Origin of the sequence: Acidipila sp. EB88 (assembly GCF_003858395.1) — a bacterium.
Lineage (GTDB): Bacteria > Acidobacteriota > Terriglobia > Terriglobales > Acidobacteriaceae > EB88.
In genome coordinates this window covers 730,094-750,864 of sequence record NZ_QWEV01000005.1, presented here as the reverse complement: position 1 = coordinate 750,864, position 20,771 = coordinate 730,094, and the positions used below count along the sequence as shown (strand labels likewise).

Annotated in this window: 18 protein-coding genes and 2 pseudogenes; 10 read left to right on the top strand and 10 right to left on the bottom strand. The window is 64.4% G+C overall.

All coding sequences use genetic code 11. The features are described from left to right. Positions 1-135: 135 nt before the first annotated feature. Both D1Y84_RS18330 and D1Y84_RS18855 read right to left on the bottom strand, forming a co-directional pair. Positions 136-1,424: pseudogene (locus D1Y84_RS18330) on the bottom strand (NAD(P)/FAD-dependent oxidoreductase). Next, positions 1,421-1,663: a Rieske 2Fe-2S domain-containing protein gene (locus tag D1Y84_RS18855; RefSeq protein ID WP_370245801.1), complete on the bottom strand. Its 243-nt coding sequence runs from the start codon at positions 1,661-1,663 to the stop codon at positions 1,421-1,423. The pseudogene D1Y84_RS18330 and the gene D1Y84_RS18855 overlap by 4 nt, the downstream one beginning before the upstream one ends. 225 nt (positions 1,664-1,888) lie before the next feature. On the opposite strand from D1Y84_RS18855, the gene trpD reads away from it, so the two are divergent. Next, positions 1,889-3,157 carry an anthranilate phosphoribosyltransferase gene (trpD, locus tag D1Y84_RS03950; protein WP_124847366.1) on the top strand — a complete coding sequence of 423 codons (1,269 nt, stop codon included), beginning with the start codon at positions 1,889-1,891 and terminating at the stop codon, positions 3,155-3,157. 410 nt (positions 3,158-3,567) lie between these two features. Here the strand turns inward: trpD and D1Y84_RS03945 are convergent, their stop codons facing one another. From D1Y84_RS03945 to D1Y84_RS03930, 4 genes and pseudogenes are all read right to left on the bottom strand, one after another. Further along, positions 3,568-4,284, bottom strand: a complete 717-nt coding sequence (locus D1Y84_RS03945; protein ID WP_124847365.1) for a PDZ domain-containing protein — start codon at positions 4,282-4,284, stop codon at positions 3,568-3,570. Positions 4,285-4,343: 59 nt separating this feature from the next. Continuing rightward, positions 4,344-4,571, bottom strand: a pseudogene (locus D1Y84_RS18850) (retropepsin-like aspartic protease); the annotation flags it as partial. Between the two features lie 372 nt (positions 4,572-4,943). After that, complete coding sequence (locus tag D1Y84_RS03935) at positions 4,944-5,528, bottom strand: hypothetical protein (RefSeq protein ID WP_124847364.1); 585 nt, start codon at positions 5,526-5,528, stop codon at positions 4,944-4,946. A 151-nt stretch (positions 5,529-5,679) separates the two neighbouring features. Beyond that, complete coding sequence (locus D1Y84_RS03930; protein ID WP_124847363.1) at positions 5,680-6,174, bottom strand: VOC family protein; 495 nt, start codon at positions 6,172-6,174, stop codon at positions 5,680-5,682. A 478-nt stretch (positions 6,175-6,652) separates the two neighbouring features. Here D1Y84_RS03930 and D1Y84_RS03925 point away from each other — a divergent pair, with 478 nt between their 5' ends. Further along, positions 6,653-7,411, top strand: coding sequence for an SIMPL domain-containing protein (locus tag D1Y84_RS03925; protein WP_233581090.1), 759 nt, complete (start codon positions 6,653-6,655; stop codon positions 7,409-7,411). Between the two features lie 200 nt (positions 7,412-7,611). Here D1Y84_RS03925 and D1Y84_RS03920 read toward each other — a convergent pair whose 3' ends face one another. Further along, complete coding sequence (locus D1Y84_RS03920) at positions 7,612-8,010, bottom strand: hypothetical protein (RefSeq protein ID WP_124847362.1); 399 nt, start codon at positions 8,008-8,010, stop codon at positions 7,612-7,614. Positions 8,011-8,418: 408 nt separating this feature from the next. Between D1Y84_RS03920 and D1Y84_RS03915 the strand changes: the two genes are divergently transcribed. After that, on the top strand, positions 8,419-8,886 hold the full coding sequence (locus D1Y84_RS03915; protein WP_158615306.1) for an NIPSNAP family protein: 468 nt from the start codon (positions 8,419-8,421) through the stop codon (positions 8,884-8,886). 141 nt (positions 8,887-9,027) lie between these two features. Here the strand turns inward: D1Y84_RS03915 and D1Y84_RS03910 are convergent, their stop codons facing one another. Both D1Y84_RS03910 and D1Y84_RS03905 read right to left on the bottom strand, forming a co-directional pair. Then, positions 9,028-9,504: a VOC family protein gene (locus D1Y84_RS03910; RefSeq protein ID WP_124847360.1), complete on the bottom strand. Its 477-nt coding sequence runs from the start codon at positions 9,502-9,504 to the stop codon at positions 9,028-9,030. 128 nt (positions 9,505-9,632) lie between these two features. After that, on the bottom strand, positions 9,633-11,045 hold the full coding sequence (locus tag D1Y84_RS03905) for a DUF3863 domain-containing protein (RefSeq protein ID WP_233581088.1): 1,413 nt from the start codon (positions 11,043-11,045) through the stop codon (positions 9,633-9,635). Positions 11,046-11,274: 229 nt separating this feature from the next. On the opposite strand from D1Y84_RS03905, the gene D1Y84_RS03900 reads away from it, so the two are divergent. The 4 genes from D1Y84_RS03900 to D1Y84_RS03885 all read left to right on the top strand — a co-directional run bounded on the left by D1Y84_RS03900 (position 11,275) and on the right by D1Y84_RS03885 (position 15,235). Continuing rightward, positions 11,275-12,117, top strand: a complete 843-nt coding sequence (locus D1Y84_RS03900) for an acyltransferase (protein WP_124847359.1) — start codon at positions 11,275-11,277, stop codon at positions 12,115-12,117. A gap of 143 nt (positions 12,118-12,260) precedes the next feature. Next, complete coding sequence (locus D1Y84_RS03895; protein WP_124847358.1) at positions 12,261-12,968, top strand: site-2 protease family protein; 708 nt, start codon at positions 12,261-12,263, stop codon at positions 12,966-12,968. Between the two features lie 123 nt (positions 12,969-13,091). Beyond that, positions 13,092-14,174: a tryptophan--tRNA ligase gene (gene trpS / locus D1Y84_RS03890; protein WP_255424337.1), complete on the top strand. Its 1,083-nt coding sequence runs from the start codon at positions 13,092-13,094 to the stop codon at positions 14,172-14,174. A 56-nt stretch (positions 14,175-14,230) separates the two neighbouring features. Continuing rightward, on the top strand, positions 14,231-15,235 hold the full coding sequence (locus tag D1Y84_RS03885) for a ScpA family protein (protein ID WP_233581086.1): 1,005 nt from the start codon (positions 14,231-14,233) through the stop codon (positions 15,233-15,235). Positions 15,236-15,258: 23 nt separating this feature from the next. Here D1Y84_RS03885 and D1Y84_RS03880 read toward each other — a convergent pair whose 3' ends face one another. Next, positions 15,259-16,542, bottom strand: a complete 1,284-nt coding sequence (locus D1Y84_RS03880; RefSeq protein WP_124847357.1) for an SLC13 family permease — start codon at positions 16,540-16,542, stop codon at positions 15,259-15,261. 314 nt (positions 16,543-16,856) lie between these two features. On the opposite strand from D1Y84_RS03880, the gene D1Y84_RS03875 reads away from it, so the two are divergent. From D1Y84_RS03875 to D1Y84_RS03865, 3 genes are all read left to right on the top strand, one after another. Continuing rightward, positions 16,857-18,560, top strand: a complete 1,704-nt coding sequence (locus D1Y84_RS03875; RefSeq protein WP_199726355.1) for an inorganic phosphate transporter — start codon at positions 16,857-16,859, stop codon at positions 18,558-18,560. 146 nt (positions 18,561-18,706) lie between these two features. Then, positions 18,707-19,837: an SMC-Scp complex subunit ScpB gene (gene scpB / locus D1Y84_RS03870; RefSeq protein ID WP_124847356.1), complete on the top strand. Its 1,131-nt coding sequence runs from the start codon at positions 18,707-18,709 to the stop codon at positions 19,835-19,837. Further along, positions 19,838-20,758, top strand: a complete 921-nt coding sequence (locus tag D1Y84_RS03865) for a pseudouridine synthase (RefSeq protein ID WP_124847355.1) — start codon at positions 19,838-19,840, stop codon at positions 20,756-20,758. Positions 20,759-20,771 lie beyond the last annotated feature (13 nt).

Here is a 20,771-nt window from a genome sequence, read left to right as displayed (position 1 = left end):
ATTGCCCGGTTTGGGGATTGACAGGAGGAGGCGCGCTGCCGTGGTTCCCACGTCCCAGGGGCGAGACGTGGGGTGACAGGCATTGCTCAAGGGGGTTGAAAAGCGGCGTTGGGGCAGGCGTGGAAGCTGCGGGTGTCAGGCGTTGGCGGCTGCGGTGCGGGCCTCCGTGAGGGTGAGTGGGGAGCGCATGGATTCGGCCAGGGCGGCGATGGCAGAGTCTTTGCCGCAGCCGAGGATGGCGGCGACTTGCTGGTCCTTGACGTAGTAGGCGAGGAAGGCGGGGTCGGTGGTGGCGCTTCCGTCGGGGGCGGTGCCGAGTTCGCCGTCGATCTGGAGCTCGTCCCAGTCGCTCGCGTGACCGACGTAGCCGAAACGTTTGCCGAAGTGCGCGGTCCAGAAGAAGGGGACGCCGTGGAAGGGTTCGCGCTCGGGCGCGGGGAGCTCGAGAGGCGACGCGCCTAGGGCAAGGAGCATGGCGCCGGCAGCGGAGCGGCCGTGCTGCTGAGCGAGCCGCCAGTGCTCGATGCGCACGCCTTCGACGGAGGCGACGTCGCCGGCGACCCAGACATGGGGTGCGGCCTGGAGCGAAGGGGCCACGGGGATGCCGCCGTCTTGCTCAAGCGGCAGGCCGTGCGCGAAACCGGTGGCGGGCTGGACGCCGATGGCGACGAGGACGAGGTCGGCGGGGAGAGTTTCGCCGGATTTGAGCGTGACGGATTCGGCAGAGATGGACTGGGCGTCGGAGCTGGCCTTGAGGGTGACGCCCTTGCTCTTGTGGAGGGCTAGGATGGCGTTGGCGGCGTCGGGGCCAAACTTTTTGGCAAAGGGCTGCTCGCTCTGGGCGACCACGGTGACCTTGAGGCCGCGGGTGGTGAGGGCGGAGGCGGCCTCAAAGGCGATGAAGCTGTCGCCAATGAGCACGGCTGTTTTGCCTTCGGGCTGGCCGCCGAGCAGGGTGGCGATGTGCTCGACGTCTGCTACGTGGCGGATGGAGACGACATGGGGCAGATCTTCGCCGGGGATGCCGAGCGTTTTGGGTGTACCACCGGGGCGAACAAGGCGGCGTCGAACTGGAGCGCCTGGCCGGTGGAGGTGGTGAGGGTGCCGGCTGTGCCGTCCAGGGCGGTGACGCTGGCCTCGAGACGGTCGACGCGGAGGTTGGCGCGCTCTTCGGGGGACCAGAGAGGCAGGGTGTCGGCGGGCTTCTTGCCGGCGAGCGTCATCTTGGAAAGGTTGGTGCGGTCTACCGGTTCGTTGAGGATGGGATCGATGACGGTGAGGCGGCCGGCGAAACCGCCCTGGCGGAGCGCGGTAACGGCGGCGGCAGCAGCGGCGCCTCCGCCGATGGTGACGATGTGGCGCTCGGGGTGGAGGGCCGGGGCGGGTGCTTCGCTGTTGTAGGCGGCGAGGGTGGGGTGGTTCATGGGGGCGGGGTCGACCAGGATGGAGTCGCCTTCGATCTCGACGCTGTAGTGGCGGAGCGAGCGCAGGGCGGGCGGCTCGAGCAGGGTGCCTTCGGGAGGGCGTCGCCGGCAAGGGCGTAGGTTGCGGTGTGCCAGGGGCAGATCAGGCGGCCGTTGCAGACGGCGCCGTCGACGAGGGGCGCTCCGGCGTGGGGGCACTTGGCTTCAACGGCGTGGAGGGTCTGCTCCGCGGTGTGGATCAGCAGGATCTCGGTGTCACCGATTTGGACGGCCTTTTTGGTGCCGGGGGCAGGTCGGCGACGGGCAGGGCTTTCTGGAACGGCATGGGGATCCTTTCGGGTGCGGCGTGCCTGGGGCAGCGCGGGCGGAGCTCTTCGGTTTGGGATGCGGGAAGCAGGGGCGTGTGCCGCCGGCGAAGGCCGGGATTTGAGGCCGGGATGGGGAACGGACGCTAGGATGTGTGTGTGCAGACTGAAGAGTTTCGTTCGCTGGTGAAGGCAGTTGTGGAGCAGGGGGCAACGCTGGGGCGTGCCGAGGCGCGTGGCTTGCTGGAGACGCTGCTGGCGGAGCCCGAAGGCCAGGCTGGCGTGGTGGTTGGCGGTCTGGCGCGGACGTTGCCGGTCGCGGTGGAGATGGGGCTGGCGACGATGCTGGCGGTGATGACGCGGCGGGGTGAGACGGCGGAGGAGCTGTGCGGGTTTGCCGAGGCCATGCGCGCGGCCGCGACGCGGGTGCCGCTGGAAGAGGCGGAGCGCGCGTTGCTGGTGGATACCTGCGGGACGGGCGGCGACGGGCTGGACACGCTGAACATTTCGACGGCAGCGGGGCTGGTGGCGGCGGGCGCAGGAGCGTGGATCGCCAAGCATGGAAACCGGGCGGTGACTTCGCGGTGCGGCTCGGCCGACGTGCTGGAGGCGCTGGGGGTGCCGATCGCGCTGGCACCGGCGGAGGCGGCGGAGTGCCTGCGGGCGACGCGCTTCATGTTTCTGCTGGCGCCGATGCTGCACCCGGCGATGGCGCGGGTGGCGCCGGTGCGGCGCGCGCTCCCGTTTCGCACGATCTTTAACCTGGCGGGGCCGCTCACCAATCCAGCGGGCGCGGCGGCACAGGTGGTGGGGGTGTATGCGGCGGAACGGATCGCGGTGGTGGCCGAAGCGCTGCGGCTGCTGGGCACGCGGCATAGCTGGGTGGTGCACGGGGAGGTCCGGGTGGACGCAGGGTCAAGCGGGGGCGGCGGCACGCTCCGCGGGCTGGACGAACTGACGGTGACCGGGGCATCGGTGTGGGCGACGGTGCGCGGGGGCGTGGTGGCGCGGGAGCGGATCGAGCCGGAATCCTTGGGGCTGCGCGTGGCCGAGGTAGCCGAGCTGCGCGGCGGAGCCACGGCGCGGGCAAGCGCGGCGTTGATCGAAGCGGTGATCACCGGGCAGGATCGCGGAGCGCGGCGGGAGATCGTGTTGCTGAATGCCGGTGCTGCCCTGGTGGTGGGCGGGGTGGCGGCAACGCTTGCCGAAGCGGCTGGAGCGTGCTGCCGAGGCGGTGGAAAGTGGTGCGGCGGTGCGTGTGCTGGCTGGGTTGCGAGGGAGATCGTGTTGCTGAATGCCGGTGCTGCCCTGGTGGTGGGCGGGGTGGCGGCAACGCTTGCCGAAGGGCTGGAGCGTGCTGCCGAGGCGGTGGAAAGTGGTGCGGCCGTGCGTGTGCTGGCTGGGTTGCGAGCGTTCGGTGGGCGGTGAGGCGTAGCTGAACGAGCAGAGAGCCAAGCCTGAGCGCGTCGGTGGTGCGGCAGGTGGTAGGAGCGAGGCGACACGGTGGCGGAAGGTGCGTCTGCGCGCTGTGATCCCGCCGCAGCTCGACTAAGGTGCTCGACTAAGGTTCTCGACTAAGGTGCTCGGCTGGGTGTCGGCCACATTTTCTTTGGAGTGAACGTTGGAGTTCTGGTCACGAGAGGATTCAAGCGTGCGTTGGTGAAGCGTTGGTATCTCCTCCTGGTTGAGTGAAGGCCGCGGGTTCCACGTTTTAGGCGCGAGAGATGAGACACCCGCAACTTTTCGAAAATGCTGTTTTCCGAGAGTAGCGGAGGTGCTAACGATAAGTGGACGTGTCGCTTCCGACAGCCATTGGCATCAGAGCACATCCCGCAGTTTTACGGCATAGGTGCGCTCGACGCCGTCTCGGCGGATAGACAGGTGCAACACAGTTCCAGCAGGTCGCGTGAAGACTGGATCCTGCCTTCCTCCAGCGGCTTGTTCCCGTTGATAGCCGTAATCAGATCGCCTGGGCGAAGGCCTGCGAGTTGAGCGGGACCGCCGGGTAAGACGGTCTTTATCTCGTCTCCACCGGCTTGCTCGTCATAGATCAGACCTGCTCTGTTGAAGACCTCAGGGGCATCCCACCCTGGAACCTGTTCCAGATACATAAGTCGGTGGGGGCAATCCACGATTACCGTGAAGTGCTTCAAGATGCTCTGGCCGATATTGCCCGCGAGCTTCTGCACGTCATGATCGTCGCCTGTTTGCAGCCTGACCACAGGATCGCGCAGAATGACGCTTCCCAGCTCAAGCCTATGAAGGCGTGTGAACCACGCGTCGGGTGAGTCACCGCCCAAGCCTTTGCCGTTCCAGCCGCGAAGCGTGGCGTGAAGCCTGGTGGGCAAGTGGTACTGGTCGACAAAAGCCGCATTGAGGAAGAAGCCAATTTCGTTTCCGGAGTCGAGTTGAAATCGCCCGGGAATACCGTCCACCTTCGCTTCAAGATAAACGCCGTTGCCGTGTTCATTGAGTATGAGCGGAACAGCAGCGCCTCGGGCATTCCTGAAATGCGAGGGGTCGATGAAGGTGAGCTCGTCGCGTTGAAAATCCATGCGCACAACGAAGGCCAGCAGAAACTCCCAGCCAACAAGAAGCTGGGGGTCCCTTGGTCTGCTGGGATATCGATCACAAAGAAGCTCTGATTATGGACAGTCAGATTGCCGATTGCGAGCTCATCTATATGGGCGGTTCTTGCCTTCACCGATCCTCCGATCGCGCCCATGTCAATCGACTTCTCCTCGACGTTCAAGCCGAGTTGTGTTGCGAGTCTGGCGCTGATGATATTGACTGCGCCTGTATCGAACACGGTCTTATAAGGGCCTTGGCCATTCACCTTCATCTGGAAGGTGAGACCTCCTTCCGCGGGAACTGTGACTTGGCCGGACGGTGGCATTTCGTAGCTCTTCACAGGGGCGAGCGTCTGAGTCTGCGCGATCCCGGACGATCCTATGGCGAAAAGGGCGAGAAGAAGAGCGACAGGTCGCGAAGGAAAAATCATGGGAAGACAGTCCTGGGAAAGGGATGCCATTAAGCATGTGTCCAGCGTAGCTGGCAGGTACGCTGATCTGCGTCATCGCGCTCTCGATCTTCACAACACCCCCGGACTCCGCACGCCGATACAGCACGTCGCTTCTCACACACTGTTTTCAAGGCTAACGCTGTTGAAGCGAGTATGACGGGAGTGCCTTGCTGCTCAGGTCGATTCCGCTTGTCATCGCAGATGCAGTTCGGTGAGATTGCTGGCGGCAGGGGTATCCATGAAGCGTCGCGAAATGCGCATGCAGCCCCACAACCATGCGAAGTAGCCGATTTGAAGCAGAAATCGGTACCAGCCGTGAACGGCCTCCGACAAGGTGATGAAGGCGGACAGCATCAGCAATGCGAGAAGCCATTGCCAGGAACTCTGCTTCGGAGCCATGTCCTGCGGTCTTGCTGGGAATAAACGAAGGCCCACCCGGTAATGCCTGAACGCTTCCTCCTGCTGTGCGGGTGAGGATGCCTCAAAAGGAAGCCCGTATTGATATACGGTCCATTCGTCCAGGCTGCGGACCTGAACGTACTTCCTGCCGTAGCCCAGAAGCCGGCCTGGCTGATGACGGATGTTCAAGGCGTACGCAGATCCTGAGAGGAACGTCGTGATGACGGCGAGCGACAGAGACATCCATGTCGGCTTACCGGAGAGCAGCATGTACCAAACGGTCGCCAGGAGGACCGCTCCAACTCCAGCAAAGAGCAGTGTGATGTTGCGAATCCATCCCGGCCTACGTTGCGTAGAAGTTCCATCAACTTTCGCCATGGCAAATCCCACAAGAGAGACGTTGGAGGGTCTTAGAGGGACTCGATACGACGGGGGCATTTGTACTTTGGCTTAGGTGCAGCATTCCTCCAGGAAAGGTCGATTCTTGGAGATGATTGTGATGAAGTTCCGGAGGGCCGTCTTCCGGCGATCACGCCGGTTTTGTCGAAGTCCCAGGCTGCCACAACTCAATCGCATTGCCTTCCGGGTCATGCGTGTGCGCAAAGCGACCATAGGGGTATGCCGTGGGGTCCAGCTTCACCGTGATGCCCGCTGATTCCAGTTGCGCGACCATCTTGTCGAGGTCGGACACACGAAAGTTGATCATCCACTGTTTCGTCGGATCACTGATGTACTTGGTCTTCTCGGGAAAGGGTGTAAAGCTGGTCGGTCCCGCTTGTTGATTCCAGACAGGCTCGTCGCTCTTCTGCGGCGTCACAAAGACGCCGAGGTGATCCTGATACCACTGCGCCAGGGATTTCGGATCCTGCGCGCGAAAAAACAGGCCACCGATACCGGTCACCTTCTCCTTGGGCAAAGTGTTCGCGATCGATACTGACTCAGCGCCCAGAGGCGATGTAGGCAGGAGTGCTGCCCCTGCCGAGGCAGCAAGTACCCCAAGCACTTCACGGCGTCGCATCTTCATGAGCCTCCCGTCCGGCATCCTTTCTTCCAATCAACCTATTTCCAGGACTGTTCCGATGCAGGCTAATTGAGAATCCGGGTTCTCGGCAATTACAAGGGTTTGAGCCGCACCAACACTGCTCAAGTTGTAGTGCTGGCGCCACAGCTCGTCCCACAATCCTGAAACAGTAAGTCCCTCCGATGCTCGATGGTGCGGGGACCGTCCGATATGTCTTATGGCTGAAGTACAAGTAAGCGTAATGCGCGATCCGAAGAAGACTCGCTGCGCCAGCCCTGGTGTCTGACAACCTCGTCACCCGATGGATGCAGAAGGGTTTGTCGCGCTCCTGCTTGCCGGCGGCCGCGCACAGGTGTGCTTGGCAGATGGGCCGGACCGGGGATGACCGGATAGAAACCAAAGCAGGGTGCGAGGTGTCTGTGTAAAGTGTGCCTGGCGCGTGCGCCGGGCAACGCACATACGAAGCACTCTGGGGCGGGGAATGGCGAAGATCGGGTTGGCGGCGAAGGTGTGTGTGCTTGTTGCGATGGTGTGCGGGGGTGCGGCGCGGTTTGCGGGGGCGCAGCAGATCCAGGTAAGTGGGGCGAACCGGACGATCGCAGTGACGGCGACCGAGGATGCCGGGCGCCGGGCGGATACGGCGGTGGTGCACGTGGGCTACCAGTTGTATGGGGGGACGTCCGAGCAGGTGTCGGTAGCGGCGGGCAGTGCGTCGACGGCGATCGTGAAGGCGCTGCTGGCGCAGGGTGTGGCCAAAGATGCGATTGAAAGTGAGTCGCAGGGCACGGGGCCGGTGCAGGATTTTCAGCCGACCCCACTGAGCGCAGAAGAGAAGATGCAGCACCGCTTCCAGGCGCAGCAGAGCTGGGCGGTGCGGTGCTCGGCGGATGAGGCGGCTAGGGTGCTGGCGGCAGCGGTGGATGCAGGGGCGAACCAGAGCGGGGCGATCGAGTGGTCTGTGGCGGATGAGGCTTCGCTGAGCGCGGAGGCAGCGGGCAAGGCGCTGAAGCATGCGCAGTCGATCGCGACGCAGATGGCGAGTGGGCTGGGGGCAAAGCTGGGGCCGCTGGTGTATGCGAGCAACGAGGCGCCGCAGTTGCGGGTGCTGCCGATGAATGGGCGTGGCGTGGGATTGGCCGCGATGATGGATGGTCCACCGACGATGCGCAAAACGCTGAGCCTTGGGGCACCGATGGTGCACCGCTCGGCGACGGTGGCGGCGGTGTTTTCGCTGGAGTAGGTGCGTGTGTTTTGAGGGTGCCCGGAGGGATGGGCCGGTGTTGGCGCTTGATGTGGGTCGGTAGAGCCGGTGTGAGGAGGCTGCGCGTGGAGCTTGGCGGTGCCCACGTCTCAGAAGCGAGACGTGGGGCGGCGAGGCCGCGTGTGTGGGGGCGGGGCTAGCACCTCGGTAGGTTGAAGGAGCCTCGCCTGGTTACAAGCTCAGCGGTATTCTCGCTGGAGTGGGTGGCGGGCGTCCTGGTGTGCGTGGACGGGGTCAGGAATCGGGCCTGCCATCGAAACTGGAGCTGGAGCGGCATTGGGACTGGGGCTAGGATTCAGTCTGACGTCGAGGCCCGGGTCGCCGGATGCGGCACGGCCTTTGATCCCGGCCTCTGCTTGTGTGGGGTGCTGCAGGGTGGGGTGCGCTGCTCGCGCGTCGGCTGCCTGGGCACGCGGCGTTCGTAGCAGCAACGCCGACAGGGGAACACACACCAGAAACGCCACGAACAGGCATGCGGCGCTTCGCTTCAGGGACTGCGTGAGCAGCGTCTCGTAGCAAGCGAGCGAAGCGATCACCACGAACGACAATGCCAGGGCGGGGACGCGGACGAACTTCATGGCGAGAGATCCTCCAGATGGGGGCGCACCGCGCGAGCCGTTGTGTGCGGCGGCCGCGTGGCCCGTTCTCGTGCTGCTCGTTCGGGTACTCCGGCCGCGGACGGGATAGGTGAATCGGCCTGCGGGGGCCTGCACCATCTCGTCGCGCGCGTCGGGGGCTACCCGTTCTCGTCGCAGGGGAATACCCGTTTGTGATGCTGGGATCTTTGCGGATAGCATACCGCTTTTTTGCGTCCTGCCAAATACGCAGCCCCTGTGCGTCACTCGGTGTGGCTCCTGGCGTGGACTGTCGGGCTTGTTTGCATGCGCCACTACCGCGATGGCAGGTTCAACTGATGCGCGATGCGCAGCCGCGTGGGCTGCTCTAGAATCGTGCGCAGACAGGACGGGCGGGAAAAGGTGCAGCTAATGAAACGAAACGATCGACGCACGGTGATCAAGAGAATGGGCGCGGCGGCGGGACTGCTGCCGCTGGTGGCTGGCGGCGCGGCCAGGGCGCAGGGAGAAGCAGCGGACGGCGGCATTGGTCCGGACACGGTGTACGAGCTGCGCACCTACCATCTGAACCCGGGCACGGAGCCCAAGATCCTGGATCGCTTTCGCACGCGCGAGACGGCGATCTTTAAGCGGTGCGGCATGCAACCGGTGGCGTACTGGACGGCGGTGGACGGGGCGGCGTTGTTGCCGGGCGGCGGCGGGACGCTGATCTACATCCTGCGGCATCGCAGCCGGGAGGCGGCGACGGCGAGCTGGGCGAAGTTCGGGGCGGACCCGGAGTGGGTGGCGCTGCAGGCGGAGACCGAGAAGGATGGAAAGTTTGTGGTGACGCTGGAGCACACGTTTATGAAGCTCACGGACTTTTCGCCGCAGGTATAGCGGCCCGTGCTCTGGATCCGCTCGAGCGACTGTAGCGGATGCGCCTGCCTGAGAGGCTCATGCATGCGCGGCGTTGCCGGTGCCGCGCATGCAGAAGGACTGCCGTGTGGCCGAGCGATGGCCGTTGGATCGAGGTGCGCGTCAGCCTTGTTGCGATGCCACGATGGCGGCGATGTCGATCTTGCGCATGGTCATCATGGTTTCGAACGCGCGCTTTGCCTTGTCGCCACCCGCTCCAATCGCGTCGGAGAGCGCACGGGGCGTGATCTGCCAGGAGATACCCCAGCGGTCGCGGCACCAGCCGCACTGGCTTTCGGCGCCGCCGTTGCCGACGATCGCGTTCCAGTAGCAGTCGGTTTCCGCCTGGTCATCGGTGGCGATCTGGAAGGAAAAGGCTTCTGAGTGCCGGATGTAGCTGCCGCCGTTCAGGGCGAGGCAGGGTATACCGACCACAGTGCAATCCACGGTGAGCACGTCGCCCTCGCGGCCACCCGGGTAGTCGCCGGGAGCCTTGTAGACCGAGTGAACAGCACTGTCGGGAAAGGTCGCTGCGTAGAAGCGGGCGGCCTGCTCGGCTTCCTTGTCGAACCAGAGACAGATGGTGTTTTTAGGTTTCATCTCCATGCTCCAGGTATGAGGCGTCGGGGAGTGAACGAGGCCGGGGGCGCGCGTGCGAGCAAGGATACGCGGCGGAGCGCCGCCCGGCAAAGGGCTGGGCGCAGCCAAGCGACAGGCGCGCGGCGGAGTTACACGTACGGCCGGAGCTGCGGCAGGGTGGCGAGGACAAAGGCGAGGTCGTTGGGGTCGAGTGCGCGGAGGGGGCGTGGGGTGTCCTGCGGGCGGAGCTGTTTCTGGTTGATGCGATTCATGAGGTCCCAGTTCTTGTGGGGGTGCTCGGGCGACGGGTCGGCCGGCTCCTGCGCGGCGAGGTCGTAGCGGGTGAGATCGATGACCTGGCGTGGAGTGTCGGACTGCCAGTCGCGGAGCAGGGCGAGGCGGAAGTTGCGGTTCATGAACCACTCGATCTCGAGATTGTTGTAGGAGTCGCCCAGGCCGGAGCCGCGCTCGAGGAAGGAGTAGTTCCAGTCGTGATTGGAGGGGTAAGCCTCGCGCCAGAGTGTGCCGTACTCGCCAAAGGTGACGAAGCGGGTGTCGGGCCAGCGCTTCTTGGTGTCGGTGACCCACATGCGCATGGCGGAGCAGACGAGGTCGAGGCCGAACTCGTAGACGAGCTGCGCCTCCCAGATGTTGGTGACCCAGCCGTAGCCGTTGCGGGCAAAGCCTTCGTCGAAGTGGAGCGCCTGGGTGTGCATGACTTCGCGGTGGCCGAGATCGAGACCCCAGCCGAGGTAGGTTTCGATGGGGCCGACGCCACGGCGGCTGTTGTAGCCGGTGAGCTTGTGGTCGAGCGCGCCGGAGCGGCGGGCGCAGATGAAGTCCATGGTCCAGCCGTCGAGATTGGCGCAGTCGATGAAGTCGGAGGGGCCCTGCGCGGGCTTACAGAAGTGCTCGGTGGAGGGGTAGAAGGGGTAGGAGGGTGAGCCGTCGGCGCCGCCGCCGTCGATGGCGTGCTGGCTCCAGATGACCGCGTGGGCGACGTGGATGTTTTCCTTCTCGGCGAGGTACTGGAGGTTGTTGGCGGAGAGGAAGCCGCCCATGATGGCCTGCGGGCGATAGCCGTTGCCGACGAAGGCGGTGATGATCTGGAGGGCCTCGGTCATTTCGCGGTTGATGCGTTCGCGCGGCAGGTACATGGCGGGGAAGTAGCCAGGGAAGTACGAGATCTCGTCGCCGAAGCGGTGGTGGCACTCCACGGCATAGGCGCGGATCTGCTGGTAGTTGGTGCGCTTGTCGTCGAGGGAGTTGAGGGTGAAGCCCCAGGTGAGTTTGCCGTCTGGGTTGTCGGTGGCGAAGGCTTCGCGGAGGGCGCGGACGCCTTCGAGGGTGTGCCACGCGGACTCGTCGCGGTCGAGCAGCTTGACGTCGCGTGAAACCTCCCACGGGGTGGTGCGGATCATGATGCAGAGGGTGACGAATCGCTGGCCGCGGACCTTGTTGACGCGTGCGCCGATCTGCGGCAGGGCGGCAAGTGGGTTGCCCATCATGGTGGCTGCTGCTCCTGCGATGAGCGAGCCTTTGACCATTTCTCTTCTGTTCACGCGTTCTCCTCTGGGCGAGTGTAAGCGGAGGGTGTGGCGGGATGCACCTCGGGGTCGTGCTGCGCCTGGGTCGAACGGGTAAGTAGCACCCGCCACGAAGTGGCTGCAAGCCGCGCAGGCGGTTCTGGCCTCAGAGTCTTTCGAGTGTGGCGCGCGTCTTGATCTCAAGGCTTCTGCGACCTTGCGGGGCGCCGTGCATCTGAGCAGAAGACAGAGGAGACCGACCGAAATGCCCCGTTATGGATACCGCGAGCTGGAGCCGACGCGCGAAGCGAAGGAAGTGTACGAGCGCTGGATCGACTTTCTGGATCGTGAGATTGGCAAGAACAAGAAGGCAGCGCTGCGCGAAGAGCTGGTGCTCGACAACCTGCACCAGTTGCTGCTGGGTGCGCCCAAGGGTGGGCGGCTGAACTTCAACCTCAACAGCGAACTGCCCTATAACGTGCTGCAGCTATCGCTGGACCCCAAGAACATTACGCTCGAGGCCGAGTACTACGGGGACGTGGACGAAGAGAAGTACGCGCTGGTGAAGCCGCTGATTTATTTCTGGCAGATGTTTGACCGGTCGCCGATCGCGATCAACCAATGGCTTGGGCTGCGGTTCCGCGCGATGCTGGGGAAACATATTTTCAAACACCTGGGCAAGAACGTGAAGCTGTTTCACGGGATTGAGTTCTCGTTCGGCTACAACCTGACGATTGAAGACGACTGCGTGATTCACCGGTACGTGATCCTCGATGACCGAGGGGAGATTGTGATCAAGAAGGGCACCTCGATCTCGGATTTTGCGGCGATTTACTCGCATGCGCATGACCCGGTGGACGGCTCGATCGTGGAGAATCGCAAGACCGAGATTGGCCCGGGCGCACGCCTGACGTACCACACGGCGGTGATGGCCGGGGTGAGCGTGGGCAAGGATGCGACGATCGGCGCGATGGGCGTGGCGACCAAAGCGGTCGAGGACGAGAGCATCGTGGGCGGGATCCCGGCGAAGGAGATCAAGAAGAAGGGCGACGCGAAGCGGTTTGACGGGGCCGAGGAAGGTGGCGAGGGTAGGGCGCACGGGGCGTAGGGGTTAGCGGCTGACCGAAAACCATTCGCAACACACTGCGAAAGACCAAACCGCCTGCGCGGCTGGCGGTCCCTTCGGGACGTGTGATCGGAAGAGCGAGACGGCTGGACGGGGGTCGCGTGCTACGATCAGCCTGCCGCATTATGTCTCAGCAAGAAATTGTCCTCAAGATTTTCGAGTTTGTGCTGCTGCTGTTTTCGCTGTCGCTGCACGAGGCGGCGCATGCGTGGACGGCCTCGCGGCTGGGGGACCAGACGGCGCGGATGCTGGGGCGGGTGACGCTGAACCCCGTGAAGCATATCGACCCGGTGGGGACGGTGCTGCTGCCGCTGGCGATGCTGTTCCTGGGGCCGTACGGTGGGCGGTTTTTGATTGGCTGGGCGCGGCCGACGCCGGTGAATACGCGTAACTTCAAGCACTACAAGCGGGATGACGTGCTGACGACGCTGGCTGGGCCGGTGAGCAATTTGCTGATCTCGCTGGTGTGCGTGGTGGCGCTGATTGTGCTGGCGAAAACGTCGCCCGTGGCGCAGGAGCTGGTGCGGGGACTTGCGTTTGGAGGGTTTGACCCGAGCCAGATGGAGGCGGCACCGGCCCTGTTTCCGAGCGTGCTGCTGCTGTACATGGCGCTGACGCTGAACCTGTTCTTGGCGTTCTTTAACCTGCTGCCGCTGCCGCCGCTGGATGGCTCACACCTGATCCGGCACCTGTTGCCGACCAACCTGCTGCAGATTTACGACCGGTTGGGGATCATCAGTCTCCTGCTGATGTTTGTGTTTGGCGGCCGTCTGGTGAACCTGTTCGTGGGGCCGGCGCTGGCGTTGGTGAATCGCATCCTGGTTTCTGTTTAAGGCGAACAGGCCAGCCGCCTGCGCGGCTGGCGGTCCCTTCGGGACGTGTGCTCGTTCAAGGCCAAGGCCAGGGAAGCGCTGTTTCGTACAATGGGGCTTCTGATCCCCGCCGTATGAGGTCCTGTGTCCGATTCTGCTTTGCAAGTCAATAATGATCGTCGCGTGCTGAGCGGTATGCGCCCCACGGGCAAGCTGCACCTGGGCAACTACATGGGTGCGCTGCATAACTGGGTGCGTTTGCAGCATGCGTATGCATGTTTCTTCTTCGTGGCGGACGTGCATGCGCTGACGACGGATTATGCCGATCCCTCGAAGGTTCCGAGCTATACGCACGAGGTTGCGCTGGACTGGTTGAGTGCGGGGCTGGACCCGGAGCGGTGCACGATCTTTGTGCAGAGCCACGTCAAGCAGCATTATGAACTGCATACGCTGCTGTCGATGATGACGCCGCTGAGCTGGCTGGAGCGGGTGCCGACGTACAAGGACCAGATCGAAAACCTGCAGGAGAAGGACCTGGCGATGTATGGGTTCCTGGGGTATCCCCTGCTGCAGTCCGCAGATATTTTGCTGTACGGGGTGCCGGGTGGGTCGCTGCATGTGCCGGTGGGCGCGGACCAGGTGGCGCACGTGGAACTGACGCGCGAGGTGGCGCGGAGGTTTAACCACATGTATGCGCCCAAGGCCGATGGGAAAGCCAGGGGTGGGACGGAGCAGAACGCAGAAAACTTACAGCGAGAACTGCTGAACGAGCCGCAGGTGCTGCTGACGCCAACGCCGAAGCTGCCGGGCACGGATGGGCGCAAGATGTCGAAGAGCTACGGCAACTTCATCCTGCTGTCGGACCCGGAAGCGGAGATTCGCAAGAAGCTGAAGCCGATGGTGACGGACCCGGCGCGGGTGCGCAGGACCGACCCAGGGAACCCGGACCGGTGCCCGGTGGGCGACCTGCACAAGGTGTTCTCAACCGCGCAGACGCTGGCGGATGTGTATGCGGGGTGTACGACCGCGGGCATCGGCTGCATTGAGTGCAAGGGCTGGCTGGCGGATGCGGTCGTGCGGGAACTGGCACCCATGCAGGAGCGGCGGGCGAAATACGAGGCGCAGCCGGGGCTGGTGCGCGAAATTCTGGCTGCGGGAAGCCACAGGGCAGGGCTGGTGGCCGAAGCGACCATGCAGCAGGTGCGCGCGGCGATGGGTCTGGCTTGAGCGCGGAGGATCCGCGGGTGGCGACGGGGGATGAGCCTGCCGATATGGAGGCCCGCGTGGCTGCTGCACCCACCGCTGTACACGAAGCAGAAGCGGCGGCTGAGGCGAACGCGAAGGCGGAAGCAGAGGTACCTGGCAGCAGCGGAGCTGCGGCACAGGGCAGCCCTGCGCCAGAGCGCCGCACAGCGGTGAAGGCTTCAACCGAGCCGGCGGCAGCCGCGCGCGCAGACTCTGCACCTGCGGCGACCAGGCGCGGCGCACGCGGCAACGCCAAGGAAGCGGAGAACCTGTTTCCGTTTTCGGTGATGGTAGGCCGGGTGTATGACGGGCCGCTGGATCTGTTGCTGGACCTGATTCGCAAGCAGGATATTGATATCTGGGACATACCGATTGCGCGGATCACGGCGCAGTTCCTGGCCTATGTGGAGCGGTTGAAAGAAACCGATGTGGACAATGCCGGCGAGTTTATCTACACGGCGTCGCTGCTGATCCATATCAAGAGCAGGATGCTGCTGCCGCGTGCGCCGGCCGAAACGCTGGAGGACGCGGAAGATCCGCGCATGGAGCTGGTGGAACGGCTGCTGGAGCATGAGCGGTTCAAGAACGCGGCACAGATGCTGTTACAGAAGCAGCAGATTGAAGCGGCGACGTGGACCAGGCCGCAGCTGCGATCGTTCTTGAACACCGAGGCCATGGACGGCGAGATTGCCGCGGACGTACCGGACCTGGTGCGCGTGATGCGGGATGTGCTGGAGCGGATTCGCACGAAGCCGGTGCTGGATGTGCAGGAAGACTCGGTCACCGTGGGGCAGATGATCGACTATGTGCGCCGGCGGCTGCTGATGGAGGACGGCCCTGTGGCGCTGAGCCGGATGTTGAGCAACACACGCTCGGAGCGGGCGTTGATCTGCATGTTCCTGGCGCTGCTGGAGATGGTGCGGCTGCAGGCGGTGCTGTTGCGGCAGGACCGGAACTTTGCCGAGGTGCTGGTGAAGAAGCAGGATGGCTTTGAGCAGTTGATGGAAGAGCGCATGAAGCACCTGCGGGACGACTGGCAGTAGGCGGACGTTGCAGGGTGTCGCGCCTACCTGCTGCTGGTGAGTGCCTCGACCAGCATGGAGCCGCCGAGCGCGCAGAGCAGGGCGACGGGCATGGCGAGGACGCCGACTTTGAGGAAGTTCCAGAAGCTGACATCGAGCTTCTCTTTGCGCAGGGCGAGCAGCCACAGGATGGTGGCGAGTGAACCGGTCACCGAGAGGTTGGGGCCGAGGTCGACGCCGATCAGCACTGCGTGTGCAAGCAGCCCGTGCACCTGTGCGGACTGCAAAGTGGCCCCGGCGATGAGGCCGAGCGGCAGGTTATTGAGCAGGTTGTTGCCGACGGCCACGGCGAACCCGACGACCAGTGCGGCGATGGGCGCGCCGAGCGTTTGCGCAGACCGGAGCCAGTGCTCCGTCAGGGCAAGTGCGCCGACGCTGCGCACGGCATCGACCAGGATGAACAGGGCGGCAACCAGGATGAGCGTATCCCAGCTAATAGCGCGTGCGAGCCGGAGCGGGTTGCTCCGGGCCCGGATCGAGACCGCTGCGGTGACAACCAGGGCAGCCAGGCAGGTGGGAAGCCCGAGATCCTTGTGCAGGGCGGAAGCCGCGAGCAGCACGGCCACCATGGCGGCGAGGCCAAACAGCACCAGCTTGCCCGCAGGGCGGAGCGAGATGGTGTCGGGCTGCTCCTCGATGGATGTGGCGAGATCGCGGCGGAAACGCAGGCGCAGCACGACGTAGGTAGCGGCGATCGAAAGCAGCGAAGGCACGCCGAACCAGAGCAGCCAGGGGCCAAGGGACGGCATGTCGCCGCCGTGGAAGACCACGAGGTTGGCAGGGTTGGAGATGGGCAGCACGAAGGAAGCGGCGTTGGCGACCAGGGCGCAGGCGAACAGGCAGGGAAGCGGCTGGACCCTGGCCTTGCGCACGGCCGCGAGGATGGCCGGGGTGAGCACCACGGCGGTGGCGTCGTTGGACATGAAGATGGTGACCAGGGTGCCGATGCCGTAGATCAGGGTAAAGAGCCGGGTACTCGAACCGTGCGCGCCGCGGACCGCCGCGGAGGCGACCCATTCGAAGACACCGTGCTCGCGTGCCAGCTCCGACAGCAGCATCATGCCGACCAGGAACAGGTACACGTCACCGCCTTCGAGAACGGCCCTGCCGGCAAGGCTGAGCGGGACGAGCCGCAGGAGCACGAGCAGCGCCGCGCCGGTCCCGACCCAGTACACCTCGGCGATGTTGCGGGGACGCACAAGCATCAGCAGGATGCTGATCGCGGCAATTACGGGGATCAGCGTGTGAGCCAGTGCTGGGGAGATCATGCACCACTTTCCTGGAGCGTTGGCCGGGTGGCCCGTATGAGGGCGGCCATGGTTGGGGCAGGGTTCCATCGTAGAGGAAGCGCCGGGCGCGGTGGGTGAAGGCGTTTGGAGCCGGGTGGCGGCTGGCGCATCCGACGGGTTCAGCCGACTACAGGGATGCGCGGGGTGGCGGCGGGCGAGGCGATGCCGCGGATATGGTGCAGTGGAGCCGGGCGCAAGAGCAATTCACGCGAAATTAACATCCTTGGTACCGTGATTTAGGGCGATTACACAGGCGGTCTTGATAAGTTCGCTGCAACACTGTGAGGATTTCGATGGCCCAGACGTCTGTTTCACTTCCCACCAAGCCCACTGCGTACGATGCTTCCGATCCGCGTGCCCTGCTGAACAGCAAGATGGACAAAGGCCCTGGCAAGGCGGGGATGATCGTGTTCGCGATTGCCCTGATCGGGGGCCTGGGGTATGCGGCAGGACAGATCATCCATGACCTGGCCGGCAACCCGCAAACGACGATCTGGCCCTACCTGCTGCTGGGCCTGGCGCTGCTGATCGCGCTGGGGTTCGAGTTTGTGAACGGATTCCACGACACGGCCAATGCGGTTGCGACCGTGATCTACACGCACACGCTTGAGCCGCATGTGGCGGTGGTGTATTCGGGCATGTGGAACCTGATCGGGGTGCTGACCTCGTCGGGCGGGGTGGCGTACACGATCGTGTCGCTGCTGCCGGTGGAGCTGATTCTGCAGGTGGGTTCAGGCGCGGGCTTCGCGATGATCTTCTCGCTGCTGATCGCGGCGATGATCTGGAACCTGAGCACATGGCTGCTGGGGCTGCCGGTCTCGAGCTCGCACACGCTGATCGGTTCGATCATTGGCGTGGGTGTGTCGAACCAGTTGATCCAGGGCAAAAACGGGCTGAGCGGCGTGGACTGGTCGACAGCGATGGGCGTGTTCAAGGCGCTGATCATTTCGCCGCTGGTGGGTTTTGGATTTGCCGCGCTGATGCTGCTGATCCTCAAGGCCGTGATCAAGAAGCCGGAGCTGTACAAGGCGCCGGAGGGTGACGCGCCGCCACCATTCTGGATCCGCTGCCTGCTGATCCTGACGTGCACGGGCGTGTCGTTCGGACACGGATCGAACGACGGGCAGAAGGGCATGGGCCTGATCATGCTGATCCTGATCGGCACGGTGCCGACGGCGTACGCGTTGAACCACGCTATGGGCTATAGCCAGGTGCAGACCTTCTCGGCAGTGAGCGAACAAGCACAGAGGGTGTTTACGGCGCACGTGGGCAACACGTCGCAGGCGCTGCCGGCCACCTCGGGCGACCCAGCGCCGGCGAGCGCAGGCTCGACGGCGCCGACGCCGATGCAGGAAGCAGACCGCACCGCGCTACTGGACTATGTGCGCGTCAAGCACTTTGTGCCGGCGACCATGGTGGGCATGCAGCAGATGGCGGGGCAGATCGAAAGCGAACTGCTGGCGTACAAGTCACTGGCCAAGGTGCCGACCTCGCAGCAGCGCAACGTGCGCAACGATATGTACCTGGAGAGCGAGGCGCTGCGTATTGCCGCGAAGGACAAGGACGTGCAGTTCTCCGCACAGGAGCAGGCGGTGCTGGTCAATTACAAGAGCCAGCTCGACAAGAGCACCAAGTTCATCCCGACCTGGGTGAAGGTCGCGGTGGCGCTTGCGCTTGGCCTGGGCACGATGGTGGGCTGGAAGCGGATCGTGGTGACGGTGGGCGAGAAGATCGGCAAGACGCACCTGACGTATGCGCAGGGTGCTTCGGCCGAGCTGGTGGCGGCCTGCACGATCATCGCGGCTGACCAGTTCAAGCTGCCGGTGTCGACGACGCACGTGCTTTCGTCGGCGGTGGCAGGCACCATGATGGCGAATGGCAGCGGGCTGCAGATGTCGACGGTGCGGAACATTGCACTGGCGTGGGTGATCACGCTGCCGGCCGCGGCACTGCTGGCGGGCACGCTGTTCTGGGCGATGCGGCTGTTTATCCACTAGAACCCGCGTTGACCCGCGGCAGGCAAAACAGGCACAAGGGAGGGCTGGATCGCTCAGCTTCTCCCGCACAGCAAGGGGCGCTTCGGTACCATACACCGAGGCGCCTCTTGTTTTTTTGTGTGCGCAAGGCCGAGGAACAGGGACTGATGGGAGTACGCGGAAAGCTCGAAGCGGTGATCTACGCAGCCGAGGAGCCGGTGACGCTGCAGCAACTGGCTGTGCTGTTTGGAGCCGAGGCGCTCGAGGAGCGGCCACAGGCAAACGAGCCCGGTGCGGAGCAGTTGCTGCTGGACGCCGTGCTGGAGGAGCCGACGACCACGCCTGAGCCGGGCGACACGCCGGCCGAGGACGCGGCAGAGCCCGAGGCTGCCGCAGAGCCTGGTGCGCTGCCGGAGGGTCCGGCCGTGACGCCGGTTGTGGGCGAGTCGCCTGTTTCAGGCGACCAGGATGCGGACCGGCGGGCAGCGCGGCTGCGAGACCGGGCGGCGCGCGCGGTGATCCGGCAGATGCTGGTGGAGCTGATGGCGGAGTACGACGCGAGCGAGCGCGGCATGGAAATTCGCGAGATTGCCGGTGGCTACCGGGTGGCAACCAAGCCCGAGTACCACGATGCGGTGCGCTCATTCGCCAAGAGCCTGAAGCCGCCGATGAAGCTGACGCTGCAGGCTTTGGAAACGCTGGCGGTGATTGCGTACAAGCAGCCGGTGACGGCACCCGAGGTTTCGGAGATTCGCGGGGTGGACTCGGGCGGCGTGCTGGGCTCGCTGATCAGCCGCAAGCTGGTGACGACGGCGGGCCGCAAGCAGGTGGTGGGCCGGCCGATTCTGTACAAGACCACCAAGGAGTTTTTGCTGCGCTTCGGGTTGAAGGACCTGGCGGAGCTGCCCTCGATGGAAGAGTTTGAAAAGATGGCGGGCGAGCTGCATGCGCTGGATAGTGAGCCGGCCGGCGAGGCAATGGCGGAGCCGGCGGCCCAGACGGAGCAGCAGGCCCTGGAGGAGCGGCAGATGGAGAGTGCCGGGGAAGGGCAGGACGCGCGGGAAGCCCTGGCAGGCAGCGACGGGGGGTTGAACGCGCCTGCGGAGGGTCAGGAGGTCGCGCAGGTTGCGGGAGAACGGCCGCTGCTTGCGCCCTCGGAGATTGTGATTGCAGAGGAAGAGCTGGAGCTGCCAGGGCTCTCGGTGGATGTGGCGGGTGCAGTGCGCACGGATGTGCCTTCGGCAGCAGTGAAGCCGGATGAGAACAGTGGTATGGCGGCAGAGAGAGCAGGCGAGTAAATGGCAGAAGAACGGTTACAGAAAATCATTGCGGCGGCAGGTGTGACCTCGCGTCGCAAGGCAGAAGAGCTGATTACGAGTGGCATGGTGCAGGTAAACGGGCAGATGGTCACGGAGCTTGGCACCAAGGCCGACCTGGAGCGCGACCACATTCGCGTGAATGGCAAGTTGCTGCAGGGTGCGGAAAAGCACCGCTACTACATGTTGAACAAGCCGCGCGGCTATGTCACCACGGTGTCGGATCCGGAGAAGCGGCCGACGGTGATGGAGTTTTTTGCCAAGGTGCGGAATGCCGGGCGCGTGTACCCGGTGGGGCGGCTGGATTACTTGTCGGAAGGGCTGATCCTGATGACGAACGACGGAGCCCTCGCAAACCTGCTGACCAAGGCGGCGACGCAGGTGGAGAAGACCTACCTGGTAAAGGTAAGCGGCAAGCCGCCCGAGGCAGCGCTGGACCAGTTGCGCGCCGGCGTGATGATCGAGAAGGGCCGGTATGGTTCGCGCGAAGGCCGCGTGCGCACCGCGCCGGTGCAGCTGAAGCTGCTGCGTGATGCGGAAAACCCCTGGTACGAGATGGTGCTGATCGAGGGGCGCAACCGCGAGTTGCGCAAGATGTTTGAAGAGGTGGGCCACCACGTGGAGAAGATTCGCCGGGTGGGATTTGGGCCGTTGATCCTGGATGTGCCGCCGGGCGAGATGCGCGAGCTGGACGAGCAGGAGATTGCGGCGCTGGAGCGCGTGACGCGGCGCAAGCCGGTGAAGCGGGTGCCGGAGACGGATGCGGCGGTGGGGGGGAAGCCTGCGGCTGCGCAGGGTGCAACTGCGGGGAAGAGTGCTGGTGGGACGAAGCCTGCGGCCAAGGCGCCCGGCAAGCGTGTGCGGCCGCCGGCCAAGCGGTCGGTGAAGAAGCTGGCGCGGTAGCTGGCAGCTTCTT

Bases quoted from the DNA above. Each gene is read 5' to 3' on its own strand.
- D1Y84_RS03945 (WP_124847365.1), bottom strand. From the start codon at position 4,284: ATGGATTTTCAACGCGACGAGCTCACCTTCATCGACCCCTCGCATTTC.
- D1Y84_RS03925 (WP_233581090.1), top strand. From the start codon at position 6,653: ATGGCGAAGATCGGGTTGGCGGCGAAGGTGTGTGTGCTTGTTGCGATG.
- D1Y84_RS03900 (WP_124847359.1), top strand. From the start codon at position 11,275: ATGCCCCGTTATGGATACCGCGAGCTGGAGCCGACGCGCGAAGCGAAG.
- scpB (WP_124847356.1), top strand. From the start codon at position 18,707: ATGGGAGTACGCGGAAAGCTCGAAGCGGTGATCTACGCAGCCGAGGAG.
- D1Y84_RS03910 (WP_124847360.1), bottom strand. From the start codon at position 9,504: ATGAAACCTAAAAACACCATCTGTCTCTGGTTCGACAAGGAAGCCGAG.
- D1Y84_RS03880 (WP_124847357.1), bottom strand. From the start codon at position 16,542: ATGATCTCCCCAGCACTGGCTCACACGCTGATCCCCGTAATTGCCGCG.
- D1Y84_RS03930 (WP_124847363.1), bottom strand. From the start codon at position 6,174: ATGAAGATGCGACGCCGTGAAGTGCTTGGGGTACTTGCTGCCTCGGCA.
- D1Y84_RS03915 (WP_158615306.1), top strand. From the start codon at position 8,419: ATGAAACGAAACGATCGACGCACGGTGATCAAGAGAATGGGCGCGGCG.
- D1Y84_RS03875 (WP_199726355.1), top strand. From the start codon at position 16,857: ATGGCCCAGACGTCTGTTTCACTTCCCACCAAGCCCACTGCGTACGAT.
- D1Y84_RS03935 (WP_124847364.1), bottom strand. From the start codon at position 5,528: ATGGCGAAAGTTGATGGAACTTCTACGCAACGTAGGCCGGGATGGATT.
- D1Y84_RS03865 (WP_124847355.1), top strand. From the start codon at position 19,838: ATGGCAGAAGAACGGTTACAGAAAATCATTGCGGCGGCAGGTGTGACC.
- D1Y84_RS03920 (WP_124847362.1), bottom strand. From the start codon at position 8,010: ATGAAGTTCGTCCGCGTCCCCGCCCTGGCATTGTCGTTCGTGGTGATC.
- D1Y84_RS03895 (WP_124847358.1), top strand. From the start codon at position 12,261: ATGTCTCAGCAAGAAATTGTCCTCAAGATTTTCGAGTTTGTGCTGCTG.